10 protein-coding genes are annotated in these 13,072 nt (G+C 47.8%); 2 read left to right on the top strand and 8 right to left on the bottom strand.

The window, feature by feature from the left end; genetic code table 11:
- Positions 1-66: 66 nt before the first annotated feature.
- From BN1234_RS03340 to BN1234_RS03330, 3 genes are all read right to left on the bottom strand, one after another.
- Entirely contained in the window at positions 67-903 is an 837-nt protein-coding gene (locus tag BN1234_RS03340) for a carbohydrate ABC transporter permease (protein ID WP_054955256.1), read from the bottom strand.
- A complete protein-coding gene (locus tag BN1234_RS03335) occupies positions 903-1,793 on the bottom strand; it encodes a carbohydrate ABC transporter permease (protein ID WP_054955255.1) in 891 nt (296 codons plus the stop codon). Before BN1234_RS03335 ends, BN1234_RS03340 begins: the two co-directional genes overlap by 1 nt.
- 124 nt (positions 1,794-1,917) lie before the next feature.
- Positions 1,918-3,264 (bottom strand): ABC transporter substrate-binding protein, encoded by a 1,347-nt coding sequence (locus BN1234_RS03330; protein WP_054955254.1) that lies wholly within the window; start codon positions 3,262-3,264, stop codon positions 1,918-1,920.
- A 387-nt stretch (positions 3,265-3,651) separates the two neighbouring features.
- On the opposite strand from BN1234_RS03330, the gene BN1234_RS03325 reads away from it, so the two are divergent.
- Complete coding sequence (locus BN1234_RS03325; protein WP_054955253.1) at positions 3,652-4,695, top strand: LacI family DNA-binding transcriptional regulator; 1,044 nt, start codon at positions 3,652-3,654, stop codon at positions 4,693-4,695.
- A gap of 331 nt (positions 4,696-5,026) precedes the next feature.
- On the opposite strand, the gene BN1234_RS03320 is transcribed toward BN1234_RS03325, so the two are convergent.
- Both BN1234_RS03320 and BN1234_RS03315 read right to left on the bottom strand, forming a co-directional pair.
- A complete protein-coding gene (locus BN1234_RS03320; protein WP_054955252.1) occupies positions 5,027-6,223 on the bottom strand; it encodes a DUF4317 domain-containing protein in 1,197 nt (398 codons plus the stop codon).
- A gap of 119 nt (positions 6,224-6,342) precedes the next feature.
- Positions 6,343-6,921 carry a DUF4256 domain-containing protein gene (locus BN1234_RS03315; protein ID WP_082423087.1) on the bottom strand — a complete coding sequence of 193 codons (579 nt, stop codon included), beginning with the start codon at positions 6,919-6,921 and terminating at the stop codon, positions 6,343-6,345.
- Between the two features lie 270 nt (positions 6,922-7,191).
- Between BN1234_RS03315 and BN1234_RS03310 the strand changes: the two genes are divergently transcribed.
- A complete protein-coding gene (locus BN1234_RS03310) occupies positions 7,192-7,557 on the top strand; it encodes a sensory rhodopsin transducer (RefSeq protein ID WP_054955251.1) in 366 nt (121 codons plus the stop codon).
- Between the two features lie 117 nt (positions 7,558-7,674).
- Here BN1234_RS03310 and BN1234_RS03305 read toward each other — a convergent pair whose 3' ends face one another.
- The 3 genes from BN1234_RS03305 to BN1234_RS03290 all read right to left on the bottom strand — a co-directional run.
- Complete coding sequence (locus tag BN1234_RS03305) at positions 7,675-9,309, bottom strand: formate--tetrahydrofolate ligase (RefSeq protein ID WP_054955250.1); 1,635 nt, start codon at positions 9,307-9,309, stop codon at positions 7,675-7,677.
- 526 nt (positions 9,310-9,835) lie between these two features.
- Entirely contained in the window at positions 9,836-12,136 is a 2,301-nt protein-coding gene (locus tag BN1234_RS03295) for a thiamine pyrophosphate-dependent enzyme (protein WP_156337130.1), read from the bottom strand.
- A 2-nt stretch (positions 12,137-12,138) separates the two neighbouring features.
- Positions 12,139-13,072 (bottom strand): 2-oxoacid:acceptor oxidoreductase family protein (locus BN1234_RS03290; protein ID WP_054955247.1); only part of this gene is annotated, 934 nt, incomplete at its 5' end.

Here is a 13,072-nt window from a genome sequence, read left to right as displayed (position 1 = left end):
TTCATAATTTGCATGCCTCTGCATGCGAATGTTCAGTAACAATAGAGAGAACCGCAAGTCGTATTCCTACGACTTCACGGCTCCAGCTAATGCTCCATCTACGATGTACTTTTGAATAAATACATAAAGAACAATGAGCGGTGCAGCAACGATCGTGATTCCGCATGCAAGCAGCGGCCAGTTGTTTCCGTACTGTCCCTTGAATTCCTTCAAACCGGCGGTAATCGGCCAGTTCTCAGGGCTGGACAAGTACATGATCGGCCCGACAAAGTCATTCCATGTTGCGATCGCTGTCAAGATAATCCCTGTTGCAATGATCGGTTTCATGAGCGGCAATGCTACTTGAAGGAGATAACGACCATATCCGCAGCCATCCATACCTGCGGCTTCGTCAAGATCACGGCTGATGGACTTGATGTAACCGACGAACATCATGAACACGACGCCCGTACCTGATGTCTTAAGCAAAATATAACCCAGTTTCGAGTCATATCCCATAAATGGAAGATGATCTTTGAAGAACAGCATCAGCTTAAATTGCGAAACCATCGGATTCGGCAGAAACTGAGACATGATAAAGAAGAAATATATGAGTCCGCCCCACTTTACATAACCGCGCGCTACAGGGAACGCTGCGAAGAGTGAGATCAGGATCGTCATAACTGTCGAAGTAACCGTAAACAGCAAGCTGTTCATGAAGTAATTGGAGAAATTACCTTGTGTCCATGCTTCCGTGTAGTTGGACCAATTGATATTCTGGACGAGTCCAAGCGGGTCCAGCAAATACTCATTAAAGGTTTTAAACGATACATTAAATACGTAAAGGAGCGGGACTACATAAATGATGAGCAAAATCGCGATCAGGGAGTAAGACAAGATGTTTGCTGATTTTGACCTCTTCATTAATATTCCACCTCCCGCTGACGCATTTGTTTAACAGCCACGACAACAAAGACCAGAACCACCAGGAACTGCAGCACAGACAGGGCTGCTGGAAGTCCCATATCGAGACTGCCGCGGAACGTTTCTTTATAAACGTCATAAGCCATCGTACGCGTATTGAAGTTACCGTCTGTTGTTGCCAGGATAATATCGAAAGTCTGCATCGCACCGATAATCGACAGCAGCATATTTACAGTAAAGGATGGTGCGATCAGCGGGAACGTAATGCTTTTGAAAGCCTGCCAGCGATTCGTTCCGTCAATATGACCAGCTTCATACAGATCTTTAGGTACAGATTGCAGACCAGCCAGGAATATCAGCATGGAATACCCCATATACATCCAGATCTGGACGAAGATAATGTAATTAAAGGCATGTGAAAAGCTTCCAAAAAACGTATCCTTATACCCGAACAAGCCATACAGCTGCTGGATTGGACCGCTGATTGGATCAAACATCAAGGACCAGATCAGGGCTACTACTGCTACACCCAGTACTACAGGCAAGAAGAAGACCGCACGATAGATCTTATCCCCTCTAAGCTTCTGGTTAATAACGACAGCAACGAGCAGCGCAATACCATTTTGCAGAATCGTTACGATGAACATGAAGTAGATTGAACGGCCGATAGAAGCCCAGCGCTCTGAAGAGTTACCCGAGAACAGCAGATCTCTATAATTCTCCAAGCCAACAAAATTCACTTCGGAGCCCGGGATATTTTTCATATCCGTAAAGGAATAGATTACTGTCATTAAGGATGGTCCTGCATAAAACACCACATATAACAGAAACGGAATAAATAACAGCAGGTAAGGCATTAATCTCCTAACGCCTCTTCCGAATGGATACATAAACTACACCTCGCAATTCCTGTTTCACCATTGTAAAAACGAGACCTTATCTAATCTCTGGTTTTAAAAATACAGGGCCTGAACGAAAACCTGTTCAGACCCCACCATAGACTTTATCCAACAACTATTTCTTAGGTGCAGCAGCGTCCCACTCTTTTTGTTGAACCTCTGCCAGTTCCTTCGCAGTTTTGAATTGGCCGCCTGGAGCCAAGAACTCTGTATGCACGCCTTCTGCAGCCAAATGCTCACCGACGTTCTCACGGTTAATCATCAAGATTTCATATGCCAGCTGGAAGCCATCCATATACGGCATAACTTCTTCATCAAAGAACTTGCTGTCTGTCTTCACATCCGGCATTGTAGGCAAGAAGCCTGCAGCTTTGACGAATTGGGAGTAGATTTCAGGCTGGGAGAAGAACTCAAGCCATTTGATTGCGCCTTCTTTGTTCTTGCCTTTCTCAGCTACATACCAAGTCATATCGTATTTACCAACAAGGGATTTGTTCTTTTCAGCATCTTCTGTTGCCGGAATCGGGAAATAGCCAAAATTCAAATCAGCGTTTGCTTTTTGAATCGTTGGAGCTTCCCAGGAGCCGTTCGGCATCATCGCTACTTTACCTGTTGCAAAATAAGAAGGAATAGTTCCGTAGTCGACACCCATGAATCCTTCCATGGTGTATTTATCTTGAATTGTTTTCATTTTATCCAGTACTTCAACAGCATCCGGATCTGTAAATTTGGAAGTTCCCTTCCATACACCTTCGATAAATTTCTCTTGATCGCCGCCGCCAAGGATATGCGCCTGCAAACCGAACACCGGCAGTTTCAGAGGCCATACATCTTTACCAGCCATACCGATTGGAGTAACGCCTTTTTCTTTCAAAGTCTCACATACCTGAATGAATTCGCTCCAGGTTGTTGGGACTTCCAATCCATGCTCAGCAAAGATATCTTTGTTATAGAAGATACCGGACATCACTACTTTACCTGTTGGGATACCATATACCTTGTCATTATATGTACCTGCCATTTCAATATCCGATGCTTCATAGTTGTTAATGAACTCTTGTCCAGTCAGATCTGCGATCAGGCCTGAATCAATCCATTGCTGCCAATCCGGCACTTTTGCACCTGGAGTCCATTCTTTCGGCGAAAGTCTCATACCCGACAAATCAGCGAAAATATCTACATCGCCCGCTGTAATCCGTGTACGGCTAGCTTGTTTGTACTCATCATCAGGTCCCGTGGTTGTATACTCGATCTTATACTCAGGGTATTTCTCTTCAAATTGCTTGTTGATGTCTTCAATCACTGCATTAACGTTGCTCTGCTTCCAATGAAGCATTTTGATTACTTTTTTCTCGCCAGAGCCAGCTGATCCGGAATCTGCCGAATCTTTGCTTCCACCGCATGCTGTCAGACCAACAACAAGCGAGGACACAAGCAGAAGTTTAGACCATTTTTTCAGCATTCAATTGACCTCCCAGTAGAACTAAGATGTAAGTTGCATTTCGAAGCATTACGAAAACGTTTTCGATTTGCCATAATTCTGGCTTCTTTCATCCTATCGAAATATTTCGTTAAATCGAACCTTATGTTTCCGAAAATGTTTCGTGACCCTATTATTACATCCCTATATGTACTTTCGAAGTGAAATTTGTCACGTTTACATTTCCTTTATTTTACTCGGATTGTGAACTTTCACTGGATTGTTCCGCGAAAATCTGTTTGACTTCTATATAGGATATCCATACAATTATTTAACGTAATAATTTACGAAATATTTTCGTTAATTTGTAATTATCTTAACGTTCTATCATAAAATCTTCGAAATTCCGTTCGCAAAGGGGCTTTGATTGTGAATAATAAGACTATAGCTCAAATGGCGGGCGTATCATTGTCCACCGTTTCGAAAATTATCAATAACTATAGTGACGTATCGGAAGAAACAAGGAACCGGGTCCTTGAGATCATGCGCCAGACAGGTTACATACCCTCATCCTCAGCCAAGTCTATCGATAACCTAAAAAAATCCAATTTAATAGTTGTGATCTTTGCAGGGAAGCAAAATGTCGACTTTACGCATCCTTTCTTTAATGAGGTGCTCAATTCATTTAAGAAACAAATCGGGTTTCTTGGATATGACCTGCTGTTCTTAACAAATCAAAAGACGGGGGGCGACGGAGGTGATTATCTGTCACGCTGTCAATCCTACCAGGTCGCCGGTTGTATAATCGTTTCCGGTCAGGAAATTGAACCCTCTATCGATGCGCTGGATCAGAGTGATATCCCCTGCATCGGCGTAGATATCAAGCTGACAGGCACAAACTCCGGATATATTATGTCCGACAACTACAACCTGACTTCAAAGGTCGTGGAGCATTTCTACCTGATGGGATATCGGGATTTAGGTTATATCGGCAGTTCGGCTTCATCAAATATCTCCAATATTCGTGAAGCAGGTTACCGCAGTGCAATGGAGGCATTAGGATTATCGATTCGCCCTGAATGGTTCGTGAACGGATCCGATTTCTTCGAGCAGAGCGGTTACATTGCGATGAAGCAGATTCTGCAGGCAGAAACCTTGCCTCGCGCGATATTCGCCGCTTCTGATCTGATCGCTATTGGAGCGATGAGGGCTATTGAGGAGCATAACCTTAAGGTTCCGGAGGATATCGCTATTATAGGATGTGATGATATTGAGGCCTGCAAATATGTACAGCCTGCCCTGACAACAATGCGGCAAAATAAAGAGAAGCTGGGCATTCTCTCTGCTTTAATGCTGTATGATCTTATTAATAACCAGTCCAGTACGAGTTCATTTGTTGTTGAGCCTGAGCTTGTGATCCGGGACTCATGCGGCAACAAGAACGGCAGTTATGGTGTTTATACAACTATGTAAGGATAGGAAATGGGGACGTCCCAAAAGATCTTAGATCTTGCGGGATATCTCCTTTTTTCCGTTATTGGACGCTACGGGTACGAATCATTCCTCCCATCGCCTTGGTAAAATGGAAGTGTGACCGACCATTACGCTAAAAGAGGGATTTCTTTGTGCATTCAATAATTAACTCTGCATGCCAATGGATTTCGCTTGCCCACTAATGCTCATGAAAGTAGTAATGGAACACAAGACAGGAATAGCGGTGCAGGGATAAGTTCCTTGGCACCGCTATTCATTGTTTTTTTCTGTTCTCTTTTAAGCAAGCTATCCCATCGTGAATCAGATTTACTTATGAGATGTCGGGACGTTCAACCGATTCTAATAAATTTTCTGTAGCGAGCGTAAATCCTTCGATTACCGCATCTTCATCGACTTCAATCATAATGCATCGTTTGCCCTGATAATTCACCTGTTTTATATACCTCAAGTCCTGCGGGCTGATTGAAATCGTAGCTACCTTGGTGTTGATCTTGATCGATTTGGATGTGAATTTCGGGATCACGCTGTCCGCCTTCAGTTCATAGTACTTATCATCCACGATCGTCTCAAACGCCCGCTCCACAATTTCCGTTGTCACATTATCTACACCGCTAGCTGTCAGCACTCGCTCTACATCTGTATAATCCAGTCTCGGAGGCTCTTCCGCATCCTGGTTCGACTCAATAACCTCATGAATCTCCTCGTACACATGTGCAATCGTAGCAGCGTCTAACTGCTCACCCGCCACTTCCTTCACGATCTCTTCAAAAATCGCTCTTTCTTCCATTGCCGTCACAGATCTCTCTGCATTCAGTACCTCTGAGATGAAATGCGGATTCGGATCATTCGATTTTCCCGTACAATACAGCACACGATTCACATCAGAATAGCCGTCTGTCACACTTGGATAAAAGAACCCTTGCTCAGGCGTACTCAGCTTGATAATCGGATCAACATTGACATTGTATCTAAATTCCCGCTCCACATAATCGAACAGAAGTGTCTTCCGCTGCTGTTCCGTAGAGTTCACGCTGCACAGAATGAACGGATGCGCAAACAGTTCATCCTTTCCGGTCTCCTCGGCTTCCTCATTCCGGCTCTTGGTCGGCTGGAAGTATTGTCCGCGGACGAATGTAACCACCGTATCCTTTTCATACTTGGTGTCTGCAAGCATCTTCTGCACGAGCAGCAGCATCAGGTCCTGCCACTCTTCGGGATCACCGGTCACCAAAGCCTGGTGAAGCAGCACACTTGTCGGCTCCTCCGCTTCATCCTGGAACTTCAGCTCAAACAGCTTATGATCCAGTTCACCGGTCAGCAGCTTCTTGAAATTGCCCATGTAGAGCTCCTGCTTCTCTCTGTCTACTAATTCAAAGGGATGCCGCTCCCAGTGATAAATTTCGTCCGTTTCCTTCATAATGTACACGTTCAGAATATCGTAAATACTTAATAAATCGTGATCCAGCTTAAACTGCTTCCGTATATGCGCGACTTCCTTCTTCTTCATAGTTCGTCAGACAACTCCTAGAAAGTAAATTGGCTTTACCAGTATAAACGATATAAAGACCCTTCGCTAGAAGGGCCTTTTCTCCTTACTTCTCTTAAGCTTTCGTTTTAAACAAGCATCTAAACCCTTAACGAACCGCGGAACCCTCTTGCACCATAGTAGGAATCTGCTCCATTGTGGTACACAAAGACCGTATCATACCGGTTATCGCAAAAGATGGCCCCGCCAAGCGCTCTAATGCTCTCAGGTGTCTTCACCCAGCTCGAGGTTTTCAAATCGAAATTCCCAAGCTCCTGCAGCTCCCGGTATTGTTCTTCTGTTAAAATCTCAATATCCATTTCAGCTGCCATATCCATCGCATTGTTCTCAGGTTTATGCTGTTTTCTCGACTCCAACGCTTCACGATCGTAACAAATGCTTCTGCGGCCTTTCGGGCTTTCTGCTGAACAATCGTAAAATATGTATTCACCTGTCGTATTGTCCAGACCGACAACATCCGGTTCACCGCCGGTTCTCTCCATTTCATGGAGCGACCACAGCTTTTCTGCATGTGCTTCAAGCCTTGCTTGTACGTCAGCCCATTCAAGACCCTGATGGCGGTTCATGTATTTCTCAAACCGGGCTTTCAAGGTTTTGAGCAGCTCTTCACGCTGCTCCGGCGATAGTTCTCTTTCATTACTGGTCTCACTCATTGTCATATTATTAATTTCCTCCCGTGATAAAAGATAGATAATTCTATCTTTAGCGAAAATATAGACTTATACAAGTATTAAATGAAAATTAATGAGCTGCCGGTATGGCATGTACTCAATAATATAGCCAAAGTATATATACTTCACTAAAAGATGATGAGACAATGGAGGTACACCAACGGGAAATGCCGGTAATCGATTCATTGGACAGGCTCAGCCCGTGCGGATTAAGAATGACATCCGCTTTATTATTTGATGCATGAGGAGAGAGAAGTCATGTCAAAAGGTGAACTGCAATGGATTATACCTGACGGCTATATTCCGCCGACAAGCAGCGGACAGCTGGAAAGCCATGAATCTATCTGTGTGCTGAATTTAAATCAGGACGAAGTAACGGTGACGGTCAATGTTTTTTTTGAAGACCGGGATCCCCTCCTAGGGATGCAGTCTGTTATTCCGGGACAGCGGACCAAGCATATACGAACGGCAACACTTCAAAAAGGCGGGGAGAATATTCCAACAGGCGTGCCTTATGCGATGGAGGTTCTCAGCAGCGCGCCGGTCATTGTACAGTACAGCAGACTCGACGCAACCCAAGCGGAAAATGCATTGATGAGTGTTATGGCATTTCCGGTGAAATGAAGAAATTTAGATTAGACACCAAGCTAAAGTGTGCTTGGTGTCTTTTTTGACAGATAGGGGCTAATCGCCAAAAAAGACACGGAAGATTAATTCCGTGTCTTTCAGAAGAACAGCAGATCAGCTCAGGCCTTCAATATGCCCAGCTTCATCCAGCCTTATACGCCACGCCGCCGGTTCTGCAGGCAGGCCTGGCATCGTAACCATCTGCCCTGTTGATACAACGACGAATCCTGCGCCGGCTGACCAGCGGACATCCTTTACCTCAATGATGAAATGCTCCGGTGCCCCGAGCACGGCAGGGCGGTCTGTAAATGAATACGGCGTCTTCGCCATGCACACAGGAAGGTCGCTCACACCTTGCTGCTCCAGTTCCTGCAGTGCCCGCTTCGCTGCCGGACGGTATTTAACTCCTGCTCCCCGATAGATGCGCTTCACGATGGTCTCAATTTTCTCTGCAAGCGGCATGTCATCCGGATAGAGAAGCTGGAACGAATCCGCAGAAGCTCCGTCAGCCATCTCGGCCACTTCCTGTGCCAGCTCACGGCAGCCTTCACCGCCACGCTCCCAGGCGTCCGAGACGATCGCCTTCACACCAAGCTCTGCGCAGAGTGCTGTAACCTGCGCCAGTTCTGCCTCAGTATCCGCCGCAAAACGGTTAATCGCAACCATTACCGGCACGCCGAAGGCAAGCATGTTCTCCACATGGCGCCGCAAATTGTTGAATCCTAACCGGATCGCCTCGGCATTCTCTGCCAGAAGCTCCTGTCTATGTACTCCACCGTTGTATTTCAGCGCACGTACAGTCGCAACAATGACGACCGCTGCCGGATGCAGGCCTCCCTGACGGCACTTGATGTTCATGAATTTTTCCGCGCCCAGATCGGCGCCGAATCCCGCTTCCGTCACCACATAATCTGCCAGCTTGAGCGCATGGCGGGTGGCCCGTATACTGCTGCACCCGTGGGCAATGTTGGCGAACGGACCGCCGTGAATGAACACCGGGTCGCCCTCGAGCGTCTGCACCAGATTCGGATGGATCGCATCCTTCAGCAGGGCACACATCGCGTCCACCGCCCGCAGTTCATCCGCTGTCACTGGCCGTCCTTCCATGTCATACGCCACAACAATCCGGGCGAGCCGGGCCCGCAAATCGGCCATGTCTTCCGCTAAACACAGCACCGCCATCACTTCCGAAGCGGTGGAAATCAGAAATCCGTCTTCGCGCACGGTGCCGTTGTTGTCGCCGATGCCAATAACGATCTGGCGCAGAGGCCGATCATTCATGTCGAGCGCCCGTTTCCATACAATGCGAGCCGGGTTAAGACGCAGCTCGTTGCCCTGATGTATATGGTTATCTATCAGGGCCGCGAGCAGATTATGTGCGGATGTAATCGCATGGATATCGCCTGTAAAATGCAGATTGATATCCTCTGCCGGTACAATCTGGGCTTTGCCGCTGCCTGTTGCGCCACCCTTCATTCCCATGCAAGGTCCGAGCGATGGCTCGCGCAGTGCGGCCGCCGCCTTACGCCCAATCCGGTTCAATCCTTGCGTAAGCCCGATTGTCGTTAACGTCTTGCCTTCTCCTGCCGGTGTCGGATTCATGGCAGTAACAAGAATAAGCTTTCCGTCCGGCCGATCCGAGACGGATGCCCATACATCTCCGGATAGCTTCGCTTTCCACTTTCCGTAAAGCTCAAGCTGGTCCGGCTCAAGTCCTAACTGTGCTGCTGCTTCAGTGATTGGTTTCATACATGCCTCCATACCTGTTCGCTTCATTCTCTATTTTTTATAAACAACTCCCTATAGAGTATTATAAAAAAAATCACCCCAAAAAATTAACGATGTTGAGGCGAATTTGGTACAGGCATATTATGTAAATTGGACCGTGATGATAGTTTTGGGCATGAATATTTATAAACTAAACAACAGCAGCAAGCATATGATCCAAATGTTTAAGGTGAAACTAAAGCTGATCAGTATTTTTTGTGATGTCTTCAGCTGTCGATTCTTAACATTAATAAAATCTAGTAATTGATAAATGCTCATAAACGTTAAGAATGGGACAACAAAAATAACAACATACGCTATAACATCAATCAACAAACTCTCCCCCAAACTATTACCTTTTACTCCTGATGATAAAATACACTCACCATGATCAATCGAACCATAATTTGGAATCTGCATAAAAAACAAAGGGAAGGTCTGATGGATCCGGGTTATCCCCTTACTCCAGTCAACCTTCCCTCACAGGACTCGAATTATTTCTCCGCCCTTACAGCAGCGGGTTCTCGTGCTTCGCTTTCAGAATCGACCAGCGGCGCTCGACTTCGTTTTCAAATGCGCTTAGCATTTCTTTGTTTTCTTCCTTGAGCAGATGTCTTGATTTGCCCATATATTTCAACCAGTCGCTGAGCGGGATCCGCTTGTTCTTCGCGTCCGGATCAAATGTAATGTTCGTCTGTCCCTGCTCCACTTCATACAGCGGGAAGAAGCACGAATTCACGGCCGCACGGATGATGTTCTCTCCATCCTTGTCATTGGCTTTCCAGTTCAGCGGGCATGAGATCAGCAGCTTGCCGTAGACAGTGCCTACATTCTGGGCATACCACTGCGCTTTTGCCGCCTTTTTAACAAGATCCTGCGGGAATGCTTCGGACCCTGTAAATACGTACGGAATATTCGCTGCCGCCATCATCTGTACCGTATCTTTGTGATGGAACGCTTTGCCCTGCTGCTCTCTGCCAACGCCGGACGTACTGGTCATGTGGCCTAAAGGCGTGGAATACGAAAGCTGTGCGCCGGTGTTCATGTAGCCCTCATTGTCGTATTCCAGAATGATCAGCTTATGGCCCCGCAGCGCTGTCCCGATGGCTGAACCCATTCCGATGTCCATACCGCCGTCCCCGGTCACCATAACAAAAGTGAAGTCATCGGGAACCTCGATTTCCCCGCGGCGTTTCTTCTCAAGGAATGCCTCTACTGTACCGGATAACGTAGCCGGCCCGTTCTGGAACAGATTATGAATAAAGCTCTGCTTATGCGAGTTATACGGATAACCCGTTGTCGTGATATAAGCGCAGCCAGTCTGGAATAAAGTGACCACATTGCCTTCAATCCCTTTGAAAAAGAGCTCGAGCGCCGGGAAAATACCACAGCCCGGGCAGGCTCCGTGACCGGAAGCAAACCGTTTCGGTTTGGCGGCAAGCGCCCGCATCGGCGGTACTCTTACAGACAGCTTGTTCGTCGTCTCATCCACCTTCACTGTGATCAAGCCGGATTTATAGCTGTCCCCAGTCATCGGTGAGATAACCGGCTGCAGCTTCTGCTCCGGATTTCCCGGCGTTTGGCCGTAATAATCAAACGGCATCTTGGCATAACCCAGCTCCATGGCCTCCAGCGTCAAGGCAAAGAACGCTTCTGCATCATCCGCATAAAAATCCTTCCCGCCAAGGCCAAATATGCGGGACAGCACAATTGGCTGCGGGCCGCGAATTTCCTGCAGGGCAGCCTTAACCTCATGCGTCAAATTGCCTCCTTGTGCGCCGTAAGAATCAGCGCGTTCGCCGACCAGCACCGCCTTGACGCCTGTCAGCGCCTCACGGATTTCTTTAGCCGGGAACGGACGGATCATATTCGGGCTGATCACGCCCGCTTTAATCCCTTTCGCCCGCAGCCGGTCCACGACGTCTTTGGATGATTCCGCTGCCGAATTTAGCAGGAACACAGCCACCTCTGCGTCTTCCATGCGGTACAAGTCAAGCGGCGAATAGGATCTTCCGGACAGAGCCGCGTATTCCTCCGCCACTTCCTTGAATACCTCGCCCGCACGGTACATGGCGTTAGACTGCTGGAAGTGGTTGTTCATCAAATCGTCGCCATTCATATAAGCTCCCACGACGATCGGTTTGTTCTCATCAAGCACATGCGGGTAGTCCGGTGCCGTTTCCCCTACAAACCCCTGTACCGTTTCCCGGTCTGTAAACACTTGCACCCGGCGTTTCTGGTGCGATGTGAAAAACCCGTCATAAGCCACGATGACCGGCAGACGTACGTCTTCATGCTCGGCGATACGCAGCGCCATAATATTCAGGTCATAAACCGCCTGCGGCGAGCGTGCAGTCAGAATCACCCAGCCGGTGTTCAGACCATAGTAAAGGTCTGAATGGTCACCGCGGATATCCAGCGGGCCGCTGACCGCCCGCGTCACCAGGTTCATGACCATCGGGAAGCGTGTGCCCGCCTGCACAGGAAGCTGTTCGATCATATACAGGAACCCGTTCGCGCTGGTCGCGTTGAATACACGCGCTCCGGCTGCGGCTGCACCATAGCAAATTCCTGCTGAGCCGTGTTCGCCGTCGGCCGGAATCAGCTTGATGTCGTGTTCGCCGCGCGTATGCATCATATCAAGATATTGGGCAATTTCTGTCGATGGTGTAATCGGAAAATAACCCATAATGTGATAGTTAATCTGGGCGGCAGCCATCGCAGCCATTTCGTTACCCGATTCGAAGACAGCCGTTTGAGCGGCTGAAGCCTTTGGCTCCTTCTGCTCCGTTATTTCCTTCGTTTGCATAATCATGATCTGACTCCCTCCGCAGGTATATAGGGGAATGATTGCGGTGCACGATGCTGCTCCGCATAATGCGGCTCTTCCAGCATGGCCGTCAATGCGGTGGTCGGACAAGCCTCCACGCACTTCAGGCAGCCCTTGCAATACTGGTAATCGATTCCTTTCATAAACATTTGCAGGTTGCCGCGCTTATCCGGTCTCTTCTCCCATACGATACAGAAGTCCGGGCATACCGTATCACATGCGGCGCAGCTAATGCAGTCCTCTATCTTGTATTCCGGCAAATACCCCTGACGGGAGCCGCTTAGATCCTTGAGTACGCTGTTTGCCGTCACGTTCAGTATCCCGCCCGGCTCCTGCGTTTCATATCCGAGAATCGGCTGTATCCTTTCGAAATCCACCGGGGCTGTAAGCCCTGAGCCACTTCCCAGGGAAAGGAACTGGACTTCGTTATATCCTCTGTCAAAGGTCCGCAAATTCGCTTCCACAAGATGGGGCAGCTTCTTCTCAAAGGTTCTGCGGATGACCTGTCTCATATCGTCCGGATTCAGGAAGCTGCAGATCCGGAACAAGGCGCCAAGCATCGCCGTATTGACTTTAGTTTTCTCCTCAACGGCAATTTTCAGCGCATCAATCGCAGCCAGCGTTCCCTGCGTCATGTTCAGATCCGCTGCCACATTGGAAAGGTCTCGCGCAGTATTCACAAGCACCGTTCCATCAGGCTGTAATCCGCTTATAACATCTATCGTCTTATATAATGCTTCATGAAATACACCAACTACATGCGGTTGTTCAATGGGACTGTGATCACGGATTTCCACTTGAGAATCACAGAACCTTACAAAACTCTTTACCGGCGACCCTTTTTTCTCCGAGCCATAGCTGGAAAAATTCGAGCCGTTAAGTCCTGATCCGGTTACCCCGGCTTCGGCCAGCATT

The organism is Paenibacillus dakarensis (assembly GCF_001373415.1).
In the GTDB taxonomy this organism is placed as follows: Bacteria; Bacillota; Bacilli; order Paenibacillales; family Paenibacillaceae; genus Paenibacillus_AQ; species Paenibacillus_AQ dakarensis.
The sequence above is the reverse complement of the archived record's forward strand: the minus strand, read 5'-3'. Positions and strand labels throughout refer to the sequence as shown.

Bases quoted from the DNA above. Each gene is read 5' to 3' on its own strand.
- BN1234_RS03340 (WP_054955256.1), bottom strand. From the start codon at position 903: ATGAAGAGGTCAAAATCAGCAAACATCTTGTCTTACTCCCTGATCGCG.
- BN1234_RS03335 (WP_054955255.1), bottom strand. From the start codon at position 1,793: ATGTATCCATTCGGAAGAGGCGTTAGGAGATTAATGCCTTACCTGCTG.
- BN1234_RS03330 (WP_054955254.1), bottom strand. From the start codon at position 3,264: ATGCTGAAAAAATGGTCTAAACTTCTGCTTGTGTCCTCGCTTGTTGTT.
- BN1234_RS03320 (WP_054955252.1), bottom strand. From the start codon at position 6,223: ATGAAGAAGAAGGAAGTCGCGCATATACGGAAGCAGTTTAAGCTGGAT.
- BN1234_RS03315 (WP_082423087.1), bottom strand. From the start codon at position 6,921: ATGACAATGAGTGAGACCAGTAATGAAAGAGAACTATCGCCGGAGCAG.
- BN1234_RS03310 (WP_054955251.1), top strand. From the start codon at position 7,192: ATGTCAAAAGGTGAACTGCAATGGATTATACCTGACGGCTATATTCCG.
- BN1234_RS03305 (WP_054955250.1), bottom strand. From the start codon at position 9,309: ATGAAACCAATCACTGAAGCAGCAGCACAGTTAGGACTTGAGCCGGAC.
- BN1234_RS03295 (WP_156337130.1), bottom strand. From the start codon at position 12,136: ATGCAAACGAAGGAAATAACGGAGCAGAAGGAGCCAAAGGCTTCAGCC.